This window comes from Methylosarcina fibrata AML-C10, assembly GCF_000372865.1.
Taxonomy (GTDB): domain Bacteria; phylum Pseudomonadota; class Gammaproteobacteria; order Methylococcales; family Methylomonadaceae; genus Methylosarcina; species Methylosarcina fibrata.
Map to the genome: position 1 here is coordinate 893,485 of NZ_KB889965.1, position 19,164 is coordinate 912,648.

At 56.6% G+C, this 19,164-nt stretch carries 13 protein-coding genes; 5 read left to right on the forward strand and 8 right to left on the reverse strand.

All coding sequences use genetic code 11. The annotated features are described in order from the left end of the window. Positions 1-219 precede the first annotated feature (219 nt). The 3 genes from A3OW_RS0104445 to A3OW_RS0104455 form a co-directional block, all read right to left on the reverse strand. Positions 220-1,344 (reverse strand): aminotransferase class V-fold PLP-dependent enzyme, encoded by a 1,125-nt coding sequence (locus tag A3OW_RS0104445; protein ID WP_020562222.1) that lies wholly within the window; start codon positions 1,342-1,344, stop codon positions 220-222. 557 nt (positions 1,345-1,901) lie between these two features. After that, complete coding sequence (locus A3OW_RS0104450; protein WP_020562223.1) at positions 1,902-2,117, reverse strand: hypothetical protein; 216 nt, start codon at positions 2,115-2,117, stop codon at positions 1,902-1,904. Between the two features lie 134 nt (positions 2,118-2,251). Continuing rightward, positions 2,252-2,983: an SOS response-associated peptidase gene (locus A3OW_RS0104455; protein WP_232422330.1), complete on the reverse strand. Its 732-nt coding sequence runs from the start codon at positions 2,981-2,983 to the stop codon at positions 2,252-2,254. A gap of 124 nt (positions 2,984-3,107) precedes the next feature. Here A3OW_RS0104455 and fae point away from each other — a divergent pair, with 124 nt between their 5' ends. Continuing rightward, on the forward strand, positions 3,108-3,626 hold the full coding sequence (gene fae, locus A3OW_RS0104460; protein WP_020562225.1) for a formaldehyde-activating enzyme: 519 nt from the start codon (positions 3,108-3,110) through the stop codon (positions 3,624-3,626). Here fae and A3OW_RS0104465 read toward each other — a convergent pair. The 5 genes from A3OW_RS0104465 to A3OW_RS0104485 all read right to left on the reverse strand — a co-directional run bounded on the left by A3OW_RS0104465 (position 3,623) and on the right by A3OW_RS0104485 (position 13,889). After that, positions 3,623-7,306 carry an AAA family ATPase gene (locus A3OW_RS0104465; protein ID WP_020562226.1) on the reverse strand — a complete coding sequence of 1,228 codons (3,684 nt, stop codon included), beginning with the start codon at positions 7,304-7,306 and terminating at the stop codon, positions 3,623-3,625. The genes fae and A3OW_RS0104465 overlap by 4 nt on opposite strands. A gap of 15 nt (positions 7,307-7,321) precedes the next feature. Continuing rightward, entirely contained in the window at positions 7,322-8,551 is a 1,230-nt protein-coding gene (locus A3OW_RS0104470) for an exonuclease SbcCD subunit D C-terminal domain-containing protein (protein WP_026223328.1), read from the reverse strand. Positions 8,552-8,962: 411 nt separating this feature from the next. Then, positions 8,963-9,955 (reverse strand): endonuclease/exonuclease/phosphatase family protein, encoded by a 993-nt coding sequence (locus tag A3OW_RS0104475; protein WP_020562228.1) that lies wholly within the window; start codon positions 9,953-9,955, stop codon positions 8,963-8,965. A 141-nt stretch (positions 9,956-10,096) separates the two neighbouring features. After that, positions 10,097-12,079, reverse strand: coding sequence for a sulfatase-like hydrolase/transferase (locus A3OW_RS0104480; RefSeq protein WP_020562229.1), 1,983 nt, complete (start codon positions 12,077-12,079; stop codon positions 10,097-10,099). 214 nt (positions 12,080-12,293) lie between these two features. After that, on the reverse strand, positions 12,294-13,889 hold the full coding sequence (locus A3OW_RS0104485; protein WP_020562230.1) for an alkaline phosphatase D family protein: 1,596 nt from the start codon (positions 13,887-13,889) through the stop codon (positions 12,294-12,296). Positions 13,890-14,100: 211 nt separating this feature from the next. On the opposite strand from A3OW_RS0104485, the gene A3OW_RS0104490 reads away from it, so the two are divergent. The 4 genes from A3OW_RS0104490 (at position 14,101) to A3OW_RS0104505 (ending at position 19,129) form a co-directional block, all read left to right on the forward strand. After that, the gene (locus A3OW_RS0104490; RefSeq protein ID WP_020562231.1) at positions 14,101-15,828 is read left to right on the forward strand and encodes an outer membrane protein assembly factor BamB family protein; all 1,728 of its coding nucleotides are present in this window, start codon (positions 14,101-14,103) and stop codon (positions 15,826-15,828) included. An 11-nt stretch (positions 15,829-15,839) separates the two neighbouring features. Further along, entirely contained in the window at positions 15,840-16,634 is a 795-nt protein-coding gene (locus A3OW_RS24040) for a UDP-2,3-diacylglucosamine diphosphatase (RefSeq protein WP_020562232.1), read from the forward strand. Beyond that, positions 16,627-17,955, forward strand: a complete 1,329-nt coding sequence (gene lplT / locus A3OW_RS0104500; protein WP_232422331.1) for a lysophospholipid transporter LplT — start codon at positions 16,627-16,629, stop codon at positions 17,953-17,955. The genes A3OW_RS24040 and lplT overlap by 8 nt, the downstream gene beginning before the upstream one ends. Before the next feature lie 130 nt (positions 17,956-18,085). After that, positions 18,086-19,129, forward strand: a complete 1,044-nt coding sequence (locus tag A3OW_RS0104505; RefSeq protein ID WP_020562234.1) for an MJ1255/VC2487 family glycosyltransferase — start codon at positions 18,086-18,088, stop codon at positions 19,127-19,129. Positions 19,130-19,164: the final 35 nt, after the last annotated feature.

Below are 19,164 nucleotides of genomic sequence, written 5' to 3' on the forward strand. Positions count from 1 at the left end.
ATCAGGGGTCATAGCTGCCTTTAAGGGAGCTTATAATTAAGACTGCGGCTCTTTATGCGGAAGTTATTGTTTTTCTGCAAAGAATTTTTTATGGATGTCTTTTTTATTATTATAGATGATGTAAACAGTAGGATATAAAATAATATAAAATGCCCAACAATGAGCTTGTTGTCAAACGGTTTAAATCAACATCGGACATCTTGCGGCGCTCGGTTTTCATTATTTCAATTCGGCCAATAGGGCCAAGGTAGTCTCAAGATCGTTCCGCGTTGTGTAAAAATGCGGAGAAAGACGTATTCCGGCGCCACGCAAAGCACAAACCACGCCTCGCTGCTGCAGATGCCGAAATACTTCCGAGTTGCCTATCGTGCGGTGCTGGAAGACGACAATCCCCGATTTTAGCTGTGTATTGGCGGGTCCCAGTAAGATAAACTGGGCGTCGTTCAGGATTGACTCCATTAAATAGCCGGTTTTTTCAAGCAATAAGGATTCGACGGCGGCCATGCCTGTTTCCAACAATAAGGAAAGGCTTGCGGATAAGGCATGAATGCCCAGCATGTTAGGGCTACCGCATTCGAAGCGGCGGGCCGTAGGATGGATTTCCCAGGGCTTGTTTTCATAGTTATGGGTATCTTTCATCATGTGCCAGCCGAACTGGCTGAGCTTCAATCGAGCCCTGGCTTCCGGCGTCGAATAAAAGACGCCCAATCCTTCCGGCCCCAGCATCCATTTGTGACCGTCCGCCATGACAAAATCGGCTTGGCAGGCCTGAACGTCAAATTGAACGGCGCCCAGGCTTTGAATCGCATCGACACAAAATAAAATGCCGCGGTGCCTGCAAAAAGCCCCGATTTTGTTCAGGTCCAGCCGAAGGCCCGAGGCGAACTGGATCGAGCTGATCGTCAACAAGCGGGTACGGCGGTCCACCAGGGCAAACAACGCCTCTTCCGGTGAGCCGGCTGCGCTTAAATCGGCTTGACGGAATTCCACGCCTTGATCGGCCAGGGTTTCCCAGGGAAGACGGTTGGACGGAAATTCTTCATTACTGGAAACAATGTTGTCTCCCGACCGCCAAGTCAGACCGTACGCGACAAAAGACAACGCTTCGGAGGTGTTTTTGACCAGAGCGACGTCATCAGGAGAGGGCGCATTGATCAGACTTTGAAGCTGCCTGCGCAATTCCGTTTCCTTGTTCAGCCAGGACGGGTAATTAAAAGCGCCGTATTGCATGTTTTCTTCGGCAAACAGCTTCACCGCCGCACAGGTTCTTTTTGGCCAGACGCCCACAGCGGCATGGTTTAGATAGATCAGTTCATCGGCCAGCGGAAATTCCGGATGTTTCATGACAACAAGAGAAAATGGATTATAAAGAAATGACGATCTCATTATGACAGACGAAGCTCAGTTGATATTCATTTTTTAAAAGAATTATCAATAAAACAGCCGTGAGTTCATCACAATGAACTGACGAGATAAACGAACAATACAGAACTCGCGCACCACCCAAGCGGCCAGCGGCCGCGTAACAAGCCCGGAAGGATCAGTCATTAAAAGGAAAGCGGGCGTACAGTCTATCGATCAAGAATAGAAAAAAACATCAAAGTGAATGGCGTTGGCTTTATTTTCTGCCAAAATCGATTTTTATAGGCTCGAATTAAACAGTTTTTAACATAATATACATTATGCGAAGTATCGGATTAGTAATAATTGTAATGGCTGGAATCGGCCCGACTCGCATTTAACTCAGTTTTGGGCTCAAAATAACTGCAAATGAAATAATAGCCGGGCTCAGATTATCTGCAATCACATTGACTCGCAATCCGTTTCCGTGAACTCGCTTTAATTGCAAATGAAAGTCAGAATAAGCTTTGAAAGACAGCGCAATGCTGAAACAGTTTAGCCTAGTCGGCTTTTGTCTTGGTTTTGGCCATCAGGTTTGGCGGCGGACCGATAGGATCGAAATTTTTCAGTAATGACACATCGTCTTTATTAACCCACAGCACATCCATCTTGTAAGAGTCTTGAGGTCTCCAACCGCCGAAGAATTTCTTGCCGTCCGGACTGATGTCCTGGGTCAGGCCCGGTTGCTGGTAACTGAAATAGATCAGATTGTCCAAGGCGATGATCGGGCAATGAATGCAAGCTCATTTGCATTTAATCTGAGTCGAACGGAATTTTCAGTTGCAATTAATTCAAGCCGAAATCGGCGATAAATGCGAGTCCGGCCGCTTTCAAATGCAAGCCGCTAAACTTAAGCCGACGCTTCAATGCATTCTTCCGAATCGTTCTTCGGACTGTTGACCTTCGTGCTCACTGGCCAGGCCGTCATTTCTTCGTCGGGATAGGGTTGCAGTAGATCCAGCAGACGGTCGGCATTGCTAAGGTGCGGCGCCAGCCAGATATTCCAGTCGTCCGGCGCCAGAATCACAGGCATGCGCTCGTGGATCGGCTGCATGAGGTTGTTCGCGGCGGTGACGATGATCGAGCAGGATTCCACTGCCCTGCCCTCCGGACTGTTCCAGCGCTCCCACAGGCCGGCGAAGGCCATGGGCTCCCGATTCCTGAGCGAGATGAACCACGGCTGCTTGGTTTTGGCGCCCGGAAGCGCCTGCCACTCGTAAAAGCCGTCCGCCGGAATCAGGCAGCGGCGCTGTTTGAACGAGGTGCGAAACGCCGGCTTTTCGGCCACCGTCTCGGCCCGGGCGTTGATCATGCTATAGCCGATCCTGGCGTCCTTGGCCCAGAACGGAATGAGGCCCCAGTGGGCCGTCGCGAAGCGGCGCCGGTCGCCTTCGGTCCGAATGATGAAAATGCTTTGAGAAGGCGCAATGTTATAGCGTGCCTCCATTCCCGGTATCGTATCGGTCCCGAAACGCCGGGCCAGCGTCGAAGGGAGGCTGAATAAAGCGAAGCGTCCGCACATGGGATTGACCTGTCGATAAGAAAATAGCCCGGCTACCAAGCCGAAGAATTCAGTTGTCACACCGGTTTTAAAAAATTGGACATTTACTTATTCTTAGGAATTCCGGCTTTTCAGAAATGGAATTATGAAATGATTCTCATGTCCTAATTTTGATTGTTTTTTGCATTGTAACGGAGAAGTCGAAATGAAAACATCAGTCATCGATAAAGTCATGGTCGGCGAAGCCCTGGTCGGAGAAGGCAAGGAAATGGCTCACATTGATCTATTGATGGGACCTCGCGGCAGCGCCGCGGAAATCGCCTTTTGTATTACCCTGACCAACCAGAAAAAAGGCGACAACGCCTTGCTGGCGCTGGTGGCTCCCAATCTGATGGCCAAACCCAACACCGTCCTGTTCAATAAAGTCGAAATCAAAAACGCGGAGCAGGTCAAGCAAATGTTTGGGCCGGCCGAGCGCGGCGTGGCCAAGGCCGTGGCCGACAGCGTCAAGGAAGGGGTCATACCGATTGCGGAAGCGAACGACGTATTCATTTGCGTCGGGGTTTATATTCACTGGGAGGCCAGGGATAACGATAAAATTCAGGACTGGAATTACGAAGCCACCAAGTTGGCGATCCGCCGGGCGGTCGAAGGCAAGCCGACGCCCGAAGAAGTCATCGCCCAGGAAGACGTATCGCATCATCCTCTGGCCGCGCACGATTAAGGCGCAGGATCCGGCCCGCTGCCCTTGCGGCAACCCGGCCCGCACAGCATGCTTCGACCCCCCGTCGCGGGAATGACCTGAATCTGCGTGCCGATTCTTTCTTTCAGTGCCGGCACGTGCGAAATGATGCCGATCAGCTTGCCGTCCTGCCGCAGGCCGGCCAGCGTTTCCAGCGCCGTCTCCAGGGCTTCTTCATCGAGCGTGCCGAAGCCTTCGTCCAGAAACAGGGAATCGACCCGGACGTTTTTGCTGGCCATTTGCGAAAGCCCCAGCGCCAGCGCCAGACTGACGATGAAACTTTCTCCGCCGGACAGATTTTTGGTCGAGCGAATCTCGCCTGCCTGATAATTGTCGACGACGTTGAGTTCCAGAGGCTGAGCCGCATCCCGGATCAACAGATAACGGTCGGTCATTTTCCGCAATTGCCGGTTGGCGTGTCCGACCATGAGGTCGAAGGTCAATCCTTGCGCGAAGTTACGGTATTTCTTGCCGTCGGCCGAGCCGATCAACTCGTGCAATAAATCCCACCGGGAACATTCCCGTTTTTGCGCCTCGACGGCCTCGGCGCGCTCCCGGTGCTTTTGCTTCAACTCCTCGTTGTCCTTGAGTTTCTGGCGAAGGCCGCCGATTTCCTGCTGAAGAGCCTTCTGTTCGGCAACCCGTGCGGACAGCTCTTCGGCAAGCTCGCCAAGGCCTTGCTGCGTAATTTCCTTCCGCTTTTCCTGTTCCAGTTGGACTGCTTTATCGCGCTCCCGAGTGATTAACCCCGTTTGTTCCTTATCCAGCGCCTCGGCCTGCTGCTGCAACGCTTTGCGTTCGTGCTCCTGCAGATTCGCGGCCGAGAAACCTTGTTCATCGGCAAAGCCCAGCCCTTGGAGGCGCGACTGAAAAACCGCTTCGTCGTTCTGCAATTGCCCGGCTCTGGCGGCCATCGACCGGACCAGTCCTTCCATTCGGGCGTTCAGGTTGTTCAGTTCCCGGCTCGATCGATGCCACGACTCTCGGAGCGTATCGAGAGCCTTTTCGGCAGTTTCAATCCTTTCGGCAAGGCGCGCTTCTTCTTCGTCCGGATCCAGATCGCCGAATAATTCCCGGCGCGTGCCGGTCAGGGTTTCCTGTTCGCCGAGCAGGTTTTTTTCAATGGCCCGCTGTTTTTCAAGGTCATTCCCGCAGGCCTGGATTTGTTCCGCCTGATGACGCGTCCGAAGCTCCAGTTCGGCGATCGCCCGTTCCAGATCCGATCTTGCCTGTTGTCTTTGCAGCCAGCCTTCGCGCCGGGTGGTCAACTCGGCCAGAACGGGATCGATCGCTCCGAATTCGACGCCATAGCCGGCAATCTCCTGGGTCAGGCCGCTCAACAATCGCAGTTTTTCGGACTCGATATCCTGCGCTTCCCTGGTCAGGCGTTCCAACAATTGAACGGACGCGTCTTTGTTATGAACGGCGGCCTGTGTTTCGCGCGATGCCTCTGCGGCCGTTTCCTTGATGCCGTCCAGCGACTCGCGCAGACCGGCCATTTCCTTTTCCAGGGCCTCGGCGGCCTGTACAATCCCTGCCTCCTGCGCCAGTTTTGTCACCGTCTCGTCCTGAAGCTGCCGGAGCCGTTCGCTCAAATCCCGGCCGTTACCGTCCAGGGACAGTTCCGAATACAACCGATCGAGCTCCGCCGCCAGGGCGGCGCCCTTCCCTCCATACTCCTCGCGGCTTCGGGTGATTTGTGCGAGATCCTTGTTCGCTTCGGCCAGCGCAATCTTCGAATCGTTCAATTGGTCGTTGGCCGATTTGACGTCCGCCCTCGCCTGCCGCAATGTCTTTGCCGTTTCGTCGGCCAACGGCAGATTTCCCTCTGCGAAAGGATGTTCCAGAGCCCCGCACAAAGGACAAGGCTCCCCGTCCCGAAGCTGATGGCGCGCTTCCTCGAAGCCCTGGATTTTTTTCAGCAGTATAAACTGGGTTTCGAGAAGGCCCGTCTCCCGCTCCAGCGAAGCGCATCGGGCGAATTGGCTTTCGATCCGCTCGGCAAGGGCCGTTTGCTCGGCGAGAAGATCGTCCGTCCGCTTTTCGAGCCCGGCCAGCGCATTTTTCGTCTCCGACAGGGAATGACTCGTTTCGACGGCCTGATCGAGCCTCGATTTTCTTTCGCCGAGGCTTGACCGGCTCTGCCGCCAGTCCGCCAGTTCCCTGCCTTCGAGCAGGCTGTTCAATTCGTTGCGCTTTTGGTTCAAGGCGTCCTGGCGGATTTGAAGTTCGCGTTGCCTGTTTTCCAGGTATTCCATCCGCTCTTGCCAAAGACGCAGGGATTCGGCCTGCTGCCGCTCGGCGGCTTTGAGTTCCGCCACTTTGGCGCTGTGCAGACCGTCGTGTTTCTTCAGGGCTTCGCCTCTTTCCCGAATGCCGGCCAGGTGTTCCACCAGACGTTCGTCGCCCCCGGTTTCGCCGATGGCTTTGAGTAGATCGTCCAGCGCTTGGGTTTGATTGCGAAGATGCGCCCCATTTTGCCGGTGTTCGGAATCGATCGATGCCAGCGATTTTTCCAGGTCGGCGATTTCGGCTGCTACTTTCTGGATGAGCTTCTCTTTTTCCCGTATCTGCAAGTCCAGTTCGCGCGTTTTGCGCAGGATCGGCAAGGTCTTTTTCTGCCCGCTTTTCTTCGCTTCGAGCTCCTCGACAGCCTGATGTACGGCGGTCTCGGCCGTTTGGACCTCGGTCTCGCGTTGCGGCAATTGTTCGAGGCATTGCCGATGGTTTTGCCGGTCCGTTTCCTGTTCGCGCCGGACGGATTCAAGCGCGGCATGGACGCCGGCCAGTTCCATAGCCTTCAGCCCTTGTTCGAGTTTTTCGCGTTCCGGGGCAAATGCTTCCTGACGTTTCTGCCAGTCTTCTTTCTGCAGCGCGATACTTTTCAATTCCTGCTCCAGCCTGGACATGCCTTCGAGCCATCCGACGGCCCGGTTTTTTTCTGCAACTTGCGCGGCCCATTCCGTGTCCTGTTGAATTTTTCGGGTCAAAGCGGCGTTCAGTTGCTCCTCTTCTTCCGGACTCAACAACTGCATGCCGGCCAGTTCGGACAGCAGCGACTCCAGCTTTTTGCGTTCCCAGGACCTGCGTTCGTGAACGCGCATCGAGATCCGGCTGTAAATATGGGTGCCGGTGATCTGTTCCAGAATCGGTGCCCTTTCGTCGGCCGAAGCCTGAAGGAACGCCGCAAAACCGCCCTGTGCCAGCAGCATGGAGCGGGTAAAGCGGTCGAAATCCATGCCGGTTGCGGCTTCAATCTGCTCGGCGACGCCACGCGCCTTGGTTTCGACGATCTGCCCGGAATCGGCGTGGGCGATTTCATGCCGGGGAGATTGCAGTTCACCATCCGGCTTTTTGTGCGCGCGGCGCTGGCTCCAGTGGCAGCGGTAGCGGCCGGCTTGGGTTTCAAAGGTCACTTCTGCGAAACATTCGCCGGTCTGGCGCGACATGATTTCGTTCCAGCCTTTGTTGACTTTGCTCAGGCGCGGCGTGCGTCCGTACAGCGCGAGACAGACGGCATCGAGCAGTGTGGTTTTGCCGGCGCCGGTCGGACCGGTGATGGCGAAAAGGCCGTCGGCCGCGAAAGCGGGATGAGTCAGATCGATCGTCCATTCGCCGGCCAGCGAGTTTAAATTCTTGAAGCGGATCTGGAGTATGCGCATCGGCGGTGCCCTGTTCTATTCCGCACGCAAATCGTCGTTATGAAGCGAGGCGAGAGTCTCCTGGTAGGCGAGCGTCAAGACCGCCCGCTGCTCTTCGGGAACTTCGTGAACCGCGAGGCATCGGGCGAATACGTCGTTCTCGTCGAGATCGTCCAGGGTTTCCTCCGGATGGCTCCGGCTCAAAAGGCGGTCAAAGAGCCGGTTGTTTTTAATCCGCAGGATTTCCAGTCCCGAACCGGCTGCGGCCGTTTCCAGGCGCTCGCGCAAATCGCCGATCACTTCGTCGCCTTCGTAGACCACTTCGAGCCAGGCATCGGACCGCATTGCCGAAAGCTCGAGAATTCGGGCGGCGAGTGTTGCCCAGTTGCCGGCGATGCGTTCCAGCTTCTGAAAGACCGGCACCCGGATCAACTTGACTTCGGCTACGGACCCGGCCATTTCGATTAAGCATACGCTTTTTTCCTGGGTCGCCTCGCCGAAGCCCATCGCCAATGGAGAGCCGCTGTAACGCATCCATTCCATTCCGTTCACTGTCTGCGCCACATGAAGATGGCCCAACGCCAGATAATTCAGATTGCTTGGAAAAATTCCGGCGGAAACATGGGCCAGGGAACCGACATACAGCTCCCGGACGCCGTCGCCGTCGACCGTTTGCCCGCCGGCGGTAAAAAGATGGCCCATGCCGATAATCGGAACGTCGCTGTTCAGCTCGCGGCGTTTCCGCTCCGCCAGATCGGCGGTCTCGGAATAATGCCGCCGGATGCCTTCGACGAGCTTCCGCTCTTTGTCCTCGATGCTCTCGCCGGCTTCGACAATGCGAATGTCGCGGTCCCGAAGATACGGAACGGCGCAGACGATGAGTTCCGGAGTACCGTCGGCCCGGACGAGAACCAGAACCTCATCTTCCCGCCGGTCCGAGACGGCGCCGATCACGTGCACGTCCAGGGCTTTGAGCAGTTCCCTGGGAGCATTCAGAAACGACGGCGAATCGTGATTGCCGGCGATCACCACAACGTGACGGCAGCAGGAGCCGGCGACCCGGCAGAGAAAACGATAGTACAGTTGCTGCGCGCGATGACTGGGCGCCGTGGTATCGAACACATCGCCCGCAATCAGGAGAACGTCGACCCGTTCCTGCCCGATCGTTGCTGCCAGCCAATCGAGAAAGGCTTCGAATTCCTCGTAACGCTTGCGACCGTAGAGGGTGCGTCCGATATGCCAGTCGGAGGTGTGAAGAATTTTCATGCCGGCCACGCCGCGCCGCCGAAAGACGCGGGGGACCGTTTACCGGCCTTTGCCGCCCAATGTTGTAAAAATAATTCTCGGTTCATCTTGGGTTCAAACGAAGGTCTTTCTATTTGTTATCGATTCGACGGGTGTCCGTTATTCCGGGCTGTGAGCGGCGTCTGGGCGCCGCTCCCGATGCGGAGTCGAAATTGTAAACCAATGTCCGGTCCGAGAAACAGCGTTTCGTTGTCAAAACGCCTGTAACGTAAGAAACGACGGCGTCGCAACCTTGATAACCTGGCTTCGCCGGCAGTCAGTCCACAGGATGCGCATGAATGGCAGAAAATACCGCGTCTCGTTGAACGCCGTATTGAAAAGGTGTGCGAGGCCGTTAAAATCTCGCAGATCGGTCCTGTTTTTCGTTTTTATTTAAACGTCGGAAAACTCAAACTCCGCAATGACCGGCGCATGATCCGACTCCGGAAATTTCACGTCGGTTCCGAAAGCGACCGATTCGTCGTGCAGCAATTCGTTGTGAATCTCCGATCCCAGATAATGTCTCAGAAGAGACCGGGAGACCAGCAAATGATCGATCATTTCGCCTCGCCCGTGATGAATCAGGGAGAATCGGGCCGGTTCGGGAATGGTGCGCTCGCAAGGCACCAGAACGCGCCCGGTCAGCCGATCGTTGCCGTTATTTTCCACGTCGCCCCGAATGGCCTCCACCGGAACCTCATCCAGATCGGCGTTGAAATCGCCGCACACCGCGATCAGAGCATTTTCATTTTCATCGAACAGCTTGTCGATCAGCATCCGCGTCTCCAGCGCCTGCCCGACCCGCTTGATTGAAGAAAGAAAGAAGCCTTCGGCCCAACCCGAAGGTGTTTTCCAGGTGAACGCATCCGATTTCTGGCCGACCACGTCCGACGGCAAGCGCGACTTCAGGTGGACATTGACGACGTCCAGAACCCGTGCATCGTCGATAGGAATTCTCGCGTGCAGGATCGGCCGTTCCCAGGTGACGGGCCTGGCTTCGGTTTCTTTCGGATGGGCGGTTACTTTTTGATAGCGCGGGGCGGCGGCGAAATCGTGCAGATATTGATGATGCTCGGCGATTTCGAAGCGGCTCAGGATAACCAGATTGCGCTCATCGTAAACTTGCAGGCTGTCTTTAGTCAGCGTGGAAACATGGTGGTATTCGGCGTAGGACGTGTTGGCCAGGAGTTTTTCCAGAGCCGAAAGAAGGCGAGGATGCCCTTCCCTCTCCTGTCCGTTGACTTCCTGCAGACAGAGAATGTCGGCATTCAGCCTCAGCAATTGCGGCTGCATCAGGGCGATGCGCTCGTCGAGCGACGGCTTTAGCCCCGGCTTGTCGTCCAGATTTTCCAGATTGAACGTGGCGATACGGATCTTGTGTGACATGGCTCGTTACCTCTTCAGATTTTCCGGAGTTCCAAAAAAACCTCATCCGATGGCAGGCATTGCTCCTGGCATAACTCGCACAACTATAAAACAGGCGACTTTCAAGCGTGTTCGGCATTCTCTGCTCCCGGATAAAGCCCCTTAGCCCGGAGCACAAGAATCGGGCTGCCCCGGAATCGTTCCGCTGGACGGCGTAAGCCGCTTGGTGCACCGCTGCTGTTCGAGAATCCGGGCGAGCCTCTGCTGTTGTTCCGTATGAACCCCGTCATTATAAAGATTATTCAGCTCCATGGGGTCGAGGCTCACGTTATACATCTCGAACTCCTCGGTAACGGGAGTATGTTTGACAGTGACCTGAAAGGGCACTTCGTATGTTCCGTCTTCCGTGGGCAGGGGCACTTTATTCAGAGAAACGACGTCGTCGACATTCGGATAATTGGGATCGTCGGGATCGTTGGGCGTTCCCGGCGTCGTCCAGAACTGCGGATTGTCGAAATAGCGGGAGTATTTCCAGATTTCTCCGTTCAGCCTTGCAATCACCGTTTCGATATGGTTCGGTTGAATAACCGAGTTATATTCGATGCCTGTCCAGTTGTTTTGATTCAGGCCGCGACTGGGGTCGTCGTCGGTCATGAAATACAAAGGGTCGTTGACGCTGCGGGGATCGGCGCTGCCCAGGATTAACGAACTAAGGTCCCGCCCCACCAGCGGCAGCGCGTCGGAATGGGTTTCGGCCAGGCTTGCGCGAACCGGTTCCTGCGCAATGCCGGCAAGTCCCAGCAGAGTCGGCAGCATATCGATATGACTCGTCAACGTCCTGATCGAACGGGGGGCGGAAATCTGCCCTCCGTGCCAGACGATCAAGGGCACGCGGATCGCTTCGTCGTAGGCCGTATACCACTTCTGGTGCATATTGTGATGCGAGCCAAGAAAGTCGCCGTGATCGGAAAGGAAAACGACATACGTATTATCCTTGAACCTGGAAGCCAGCAGAGCCTGCAACACCGTGCCCATCTGCTCGTCGACGTTTTTGTGGAGCTGATAATAATAGCGGTAATAGCGTTCCAGAGTAGCCGGGTCATCGAGGATCGGCTGCATCCATTTGGCATAGCTGGTCTGGTAGCTGGCCTGAGCGCTCGGTTTCGTGCCGAGATCGTCGTTCATGGTCCGGTTGAACAGGACGGGATCGAACAACTCAAGCGGTACGACATCTTCCTCGATGTCGAACTCGAATCCCAGGTTTGCAACGTTGGTGTACAAGCCCCACAAAGTGATGTCGTGCGGATTCACAAACGAAGAGACGATGAGCCACGGACTGGCGCTATTGTCGTGATCGAGCTGCCGGATAAGACTCTGAGCTTGTTGGGCAAAGCCTACGTCCCGGCCTTGCTGCCCTGCCGGAACCGAGGACCCGCTGTTGAGCGGCGCTCTTCCGTGCGGTTCGGGGCCTATCCAGCCGGAAAAGCCGAAGCCGCCCAGCCGGTCGGCGCTCTGATACAAAGCTTCTTTGACAGGATCCGGATTACCGTCCTCATCGTAACTGACCAACTGGCTTTTGGTGCCGGGAATGATCATGTCGGCATCGGACGCATGCCATTTGCCCCGCCAATAAGTCGAATAGCCGGCGGCGCGAAAATAGTCGCCCATCGTCGGCACGCTGTTCGGATCGAGCCAGAACACGTCGGGGTCGAAAGCGTCCTTGGCGGCGCCGGTAGTTTGAGTAACGCCGTGCAGCGAAGGGTATTGACCGGTATAAAGCGACGCACGGCTCGGCGAACAGGCCACCGAGGCCGCGTAATGGCGATGGAATTCCACCCCGTTCCGACGCAGGAAATTTTGCGTTTTCAAATACTGACGCCGGAATGCCTTGGTCGACGCCGACTCGTAGAAGGGCGGATAACGCATTTCATCGCACATCAGAATCAGAAAATTCGGCCGATTCCGTCCGTCCCCCGGAACGGCGGCAGATTGCGGCGAATCGGTCAGGCCGGCTTGAGGCAAGCCCAAAAGGCCTGCCGCGGACAGCGCCGCGCTCTCCTGCAAAAAACGCCGCCGGCTCGGATTCATCCCCTCATCGCCGGCTTCTCTGGATTCGGATACAGGATTGTCGTCGCGATTTTTCATCTTGTCATTCTCCGGTTAAGCACCCGTTTTCGCCAGCGTTTCAGAGCCTTAGCCCTAACACAAAAGCGGCCGTACAACCCGAAAATATCATTTCGCCGACCAATTGTCACTCTTAATTTCCAGACCAGGGCACGTTCGAAACGATAAAAATCAGAGAGATAAGCCGGCCTGCCCTGCCTTGTTTATTTTCACTACCGGGAGTAGTCGCAGAAATTTAGACGGGAACCATGTCCTGGCTGAACAGAGTGCTGCCTTCGAGGTCTTTTAACGTGACCGTCAACACCCGGCTATCGCCGTCAATGTCGACCTGACCGAACGACTGCATTCCGAACAGCGGCGACAGATTCGGCACGGACGAAGCCTTTTGAAAAATCACCTGCGGGCCGAACGTGTCGTCGAGCTCATGCGGGCCGAAGCTGCCCGCATGCAGAGGCCCTGCAATAAACTCCCAAAACGGTTCGAACTCCTTGAACCGGGCTTTTGAGGGATCGTAAAAATGCGCCGCTGCGTAATGCACGTCCGCCGTGAGCCAGACGGTGTTGCCGATGCCTTCCCGTTTGCTGAAGGCCAGCAATTCGGCCAGCTCGAATTCACGCCCGGAGACCGGGCCGTCGCCGTTGGCGCAACTTTCGAATTGCGGGCGATTCCACCGGTCGGCGCCGTCCAGAGATTGCAGGCCCAGCGGCATGTCGGCCGCAATCACTTTCCAGACCGCCGCCGAATTTTTCAGCCCGGCCTTCAGCCAGGCCAATTGCTCGCTTCCCAAATAAGCGGTCGCTTCGCCCCGTTGGGTCTGACGATTGTGGTTGTTGCCGCTTCGGTACGAGCGCATGTCGAGAACGAACAGATCGAGCAGCGGCCCGTAAGGGATGCGCCGGTAGACCCGCCCTGCTCCGTCGGCGGCTTTGAGGCGCATCGGTGCGTATTCGAACGCGGCTTTTCTGCCGTGGGCGACCAGCCGGGCGATCGATTTTTCCCGGTAGCGGGCATCCTTTTCCAGATCTATCGACGGCGACCAGTTATTGGTGATTTCATGATCGTCCCAAAGCCATACGGTCGGCACTTCCGCGTTGAAGCGGCGCAGATTGGGATCGAGCAGATTGTATTGGTAACGTCCCCGAAACTCGTCCAGCGTTTCGGCCACTTTGGCCACTGCCGGCGTGACCCAATTGCGCCAGACTTCTCGGGTCTGCGGCACGACTTCGAACTCCCGAATCGGACTGTCGGCGTAAATGCTGTCGCCGCAATGGATGAAAAAATCGGGCTCGGACCGGCGCATCGTTTCGAAGATGCGAAGGCCGCCGACGTCTGGATTGATGCCCCAGCCCTGGCCGCAGGTATCGCCCGACCAGAGAAACCGGAGGCTCCGCCCTTCTGCGGGGGCGGTGCGGAAACGGCCGTAGCTCGGCCGGCTCAGATATCTGGCGTTGTCCAGATCCTGGAACCGTACCCGGACGTGGATGGCCTGCCCCGCCGGCAGGGCCGTCAAATCGATGCGCGCGGTGTAATCCGTATCGGCCAGAGCGACAGGCCCCGCCACCGTGCGGGCGTCGGAAAAATCCGGTCTGGCACCGTACTCGACGATCATTCGGGCCGGGCGGTCGGCGCGGCTCCAGACGACGGCACGATCCGACTGCACGTCGCCGAATTGAATGCCTTGCCGCAACTGCGGCGCAGCGAAAGGCTCGTTGAACCCGCCGGCTCCGGCCACAAGGCCGTGCCCTGCCGGATTCGGTACCAGACCCGCTCCCAACGCCAGCCCCGCCGTCTTGAGAAAACGGCGCCGTCCCAATTGAACTTCGTTCGACATCCTACCCACACGTTCGTTGAACATACTCCTATTATCGAAACAAAGTGGTTACAGGGTCATGACGGAACCGTGAAGATACAATAAAAACCGCACGTCCAAATGAATGGCCTTGCTGCAGGCCTTTTGTTTACCCTCTTCCCCTGAATTTCATCATTTCGTAACAGTCGCTTCTTACAATTCCTGCCAGGTTAAATAACAACGATGCGACTTGATGAAATTTGCCCTGGCTTGTATGCAGGCCGTTCTTCTGACGGCAGGTCTGCTTTTATCGTATTCTCAAGCGCCGGGTCTGGCGTTCGGCAGCGAATCTCGAACGGTTTCCCTGACACCGCTCTTTCCGGCTCCGACTCTGCCTCCCGTTCTATTCGATCAAACGATACTGGCGTCCCCCCTGCTCGACTTTTCGCAAGGCAAGCCGCTGATCGTCGTTGCGGCCTCCGACGGCGAGATCGCGATGCTGGATGCCGAAACCGGCGTTCCGGACTGGAAGCTTCGGGCACCGGCTCCCGAAGGCCAACAAGTCGAACTGGTTGCCACGCCGGCCATCGCCGGCGACAAGCTGATCATTGTCTATCAATGCCTCGATCATGGCGTACGAGTCAGCCACCGCCTGGCGGTGATCGATCTGGCGAACAAAAAGCTGGACGAGGCCTTTCCGGTGCTCGAACTTCAGGCCGAAAAACCGGGCGCGGGCGGACGATCGACCGTCAGGTTCAATCCGCCGACCGCCTATTCGCACGCCGCCTTGCAGCATGCGGCGAAAAAAGAAGGCGGCCTGGGCGTCATATATGCGGCCTTCGGCAATGCCGGAGATACGCAGCCTTTCCACGGCTGGCTGTTTGAAATCGACCTGGACGCCTGGCGGCAACGCGGCGTCAGGGAAGCGGTCACCGCCGCCTTGCTGACGACGCCCGAAGCCGACTGCCCGGTCACGGTAGAATACGGTACTCAGGAAATGATCTGCGGCGGCGGCATCTGGACGCCTCCCGGCCCCCAAATTTATCCTGCGGGCGACAGTTACGAGCTGCTCGTGCCCACCGGCAACGGACAGATCGATTTGAAACGGGGCGATTACGCGAACACGCTGATGCGCCTGAAGCCCGGCCTGGCCTTCGATCCCGGCTGCGATGAAGCATTGTGCGCCGCGTTCGATCCTGTCAATCCCGATTCGGCCTGCATGGCCTCCTGTAAGAACCTGTTCATACCGCGCCTGGCCGACGGCAATGCGCCCTTGCGGCCGGCGAGCGGCGACTGCGACGATAAAAGCTACAGCGAATGCCTGGCCTGGATGGATTACGATCTCGGCGCCAATGCCCCGGTCCGGGCGACGTTGCAAAACGGCCGACCGGTGCTGATTCAGGCGGGCAAGGACGGCGGCGTATCCTTATTGGATGCGGATCATCTCGGCCGACAGTTCGACCGCCTGCAGATCGCCGATCTTTGCGGCGCGCCGCAAGATCCCTGCGACCGGTCCTGGGCAGGCATGATCGTCACCAAACCGGCGCTGAGCTTTGTGGACGGCGCACCGGTGGTGATGATTCCGACGTTCATTCCGGACCACACCCACTCGGCCGGACTGGTGGCGTTGAAGATCGTGACGGAGCAAGGCACTCCGAAATTCCGGCGCTTCTGGCAATATCCGGAACCCGGCAGCGTCAAGGCCCGGCAGATCTTCCGGTCGCATCCTTCGCTGCCGTTCGTGTCGAAACTCGGCAAAACGGGCGAGGACGTGGTCTGGATCGTCGATATCGGCATGCAGGGAACGATTTACGGCATCCGGGTCCGGGACGGCAAACTGCTGGTCGAAACGGCCATGCAGGGAACCGGACGTCAATTGTCCGCCCCGCTCATTTATAACGATACCCTCTATGCGGCGTCTTCTCTGCCCGCCACCCATCAGGCGATGCTGGAAGCCTTCAGGATCGAGGTTGAGCCCTAGTTCACGAGATTATGGATAAAAATAACTATAGAACCATCTGGATTTCGGATCTTCACCTGGGCTCCGCGCAGTGTCAGGCGGACGTGCTGCTCGACTTTTTGAAACACAACGAGAGCGAAAAACTTTATCTGGTCGGCGACATCATCGATTTCTGGTCGCTTTCGAAAAAAATGTACTGGCCGCGAGAGCACAACACCGTGATCCAGAAAGTGCTCCGGAAAGCGCGTCACGGCACCCGGATCATCTATGTGCCCGGCAATCACGATGAAAACGTCAGGGACTACAACAATTACGTGTTCGGCGACATCATCATCAAAAACACCGACGTGCACGTGACCCCGGAAGGCAGGCAATTGCTGGTCGTGCACGGCGACGAATACGACACGATCGCCCAATACCACCAATGGATCGCCAGGCTCGGCAGCGTCGGTTACGACTTTTTGCTGTGGCTCAACCGTATCCTGCGGCCTGTCCGGCGATCGCTCGGGATTCATTCGAATTTTTCTCTGGCGGCGTTCGTGAAATTCAAGGTCAAGAACATCGTTCAGTTCATTTCCGACTACGAAAAAAGCATCGTCGCCACGCTCCGCGACAAAGGCCTCGACGGCGTCATCTGCGGCCACATCCACCATGCCGAAATCAAGGAGATGGAAGGATTTTTATACGTCAATACCGGCGATTTCGTTGAAAGCTGCACCGCCATCGTCGAGCATTTCAACGGCGCTCTGGAATTGGTGCGTTGGCGCAAGCAGGAAGAAACCGTGATCAAGACCAATAAACGCCGCGAGGTCAATGCGCATGAATAGAAACATCGATAACCTGTATAAATCCTCGAATCCTTTCGCCGCGGCCAATCCCATCGGCGTTGCCGAGCCGGAGGCCGACCGTGCGACGATGCGCGGCTTCTACACCATTCTGGCGGCACAGTTTTTTTCGTCGCTCGCAGACAACGCCCTCTTGTTCGCCGCGATCGCCCTGCTCGAATCGACCGGCGCGCCGGCCTGGCAAATCCCGGTGCTGCAACAGTCCTTTGTCTTTGCGTTCATATTATTGGCCCCGTTCGTCGGAGCCTACTCGGATGCCCTGCCGAAAGGCCAAGTCATGTTCATCAGCAACAGCATCAAAATCATGGGCTGCCTGGGCATGCTGACGGGACTGCACCCGTTGATCGCGTACGGCTTGGTCGGCCTGGGCGCCGCCCTGTATTCTCCGGCCAAATACGGCATCCTGACCGAATACCTGCCGGTCGAAAAGCTGGTCTGGGCAAACGGCTGGATGGAAGGATTGACCGTCGCGGCGATCATCCTGGGCGCCATATGCGGCGGGCAACTGATCGGTCAGAATATCGAAGTCAACGTCGTACGGCATCTGAGTGCGCTGCCTTTCAACGGGAGCATCGACACCGCGCCCGAATTCGCGATTCTGGCGATATTGGGAATTTATCTGATCGCGGCCGCGCTGAACTGCTACATTCCCAAACTGGCGGTCGAGCATGCGCTGACTCATCGCGATCCGGTGTCGTTGATCAGGGAGTTTTGGCAGGGCCTGACGACGCTCTGGCAGGATCCTCTGGGCCAGGTATCGCTGGCGGTCACCTCGCTGTTCTGGGGTGCCGGCACCAGCCTGCGTTTCATCATTCTTGCCTGGGCCGCGGTTTCGCTGCAATTGAACCTGGAGCAGGCCACGCAATTGACCGCCGTGGTGGCGGTCGGCCTTGCCATCGGTTCGGCGATCGCAGCCAGATCGGTGCCGGTCGCACACGCGGTGAAAGTGCTGCCGCTGGGCATAGCGATGGGAGTGGTGGTCATGGCGATGGCGTGGGTGAGTCATTTGGGGCTGGCCACGCTGCTGTTGATTCTGATCGGCATGCTGGCCGGCTCTTTTCTGATTCCGATGAACGCTCTGCTCCAGCACCGTGGCCATTTGCTGATGGGGTCCGGACACTCCATCGCGGTGCAAAACTTCAATGAAAATTTGAGCATTCTGTTGCTGCTGGGCGCCTATTCGTTGATGATCCGGGCCGATTTTTCGATCCACACCGTCGTGATCGTCTTCGGCTTGTTTATAGCGGTCTGCATGGGCGCGATCCAAAAGATCCACGGGCACGACCAGGACTCGAATCCGTAAGCCGGCGGATGAAGGATCGGACTGTCGCGACATTTGCCCGCTTTCCCGATTTTTCTTTCCTGCACAAGCCGGGTCGAGTACCGGCTTGAATTGGATTTCCTTGTAACACAGCAAAAGGTAATAAAGCCGAATGAAACTATTTTATGGCGTGCAGGGCACCGGCAACGGTCACATCACGCGGGCCAGAGAAATGGCCAAAGCCCTGGCCGAAGCCGGCGTCGAGGTCACCTATATGTTCAGCGGACGGGATGCGGCCAACTACTTCGACATGGGCATATTCAACGATTATCAGGTCAGGAAAGGACTGACCTTTCATACTGAAAACGGCAACGTCAGCTATCTGAAAACCGCCTTCGACGCCCGCCCGATCGATTTCATCCAGGAGGTGAAGAGGCTGGATTTGCAAGGCTATGATCTGGTGCTTTGCGACTTCGAGCCGGTGACCGCCTGGGCGGCCAGATTCAAGAAACAAAAATCCCTCGGCATCGGCCATCAATACGCGTTCAATTACGCCATTCCCCGCGAGGGCGACGATTTCATCGCGAAACGGGTGATGAAATATTTTGCGCCGACTCACCGCAGCGTCGGCCTGCATTGGCATCATTTCGGCCAGCCGATCCTGCCGCCGATCATCGCTCCCCTACCCCGGCCGTTGCCGCATTACTCGGCAAACAAGATTGTCGTGTATCTGCCGTTCGAAAACTCCGAAGAGGTGGTCAAGCTGCTCGCTCCGTTCAAAGACCACGATTTTTTTGTTTATACGTCCGCAGCCGTTGTCTCGTCGTTGGCACACGTCAAGATCCGGCCTTTATCGCGCGACGGTTTCCAGCACGACCTCAGGGACTGCGCCGCCATCATCAGCAATGCCGGATTTGAATTGATCAGCGAAGCGCTGCAACTCGGCAAGAAAATCCTGGTCAAGCCGCTGCATTCGCAACTGGAACAAATCTCGAACGCCGCCGCTCTGAAACAGCTCGGCTACGGACGCATCATGTACGATCTCGACGCCAGGGTCATTGCCGATTGGCTGAATAATCCCCACCGGGTTCAGGTCACTTATCCGAACGTCGCAAAAATACTGGTGAACTGGATGCTGAACGGCATGCCGCCGATCGATGACGATTTCCTCGACGCGTGCTGGAGCACGGTCAGCGTTTATCGGTGGAGCGATTAAATCGGCTCGGCGGGGCTTGAGACGGCACCCCCGCC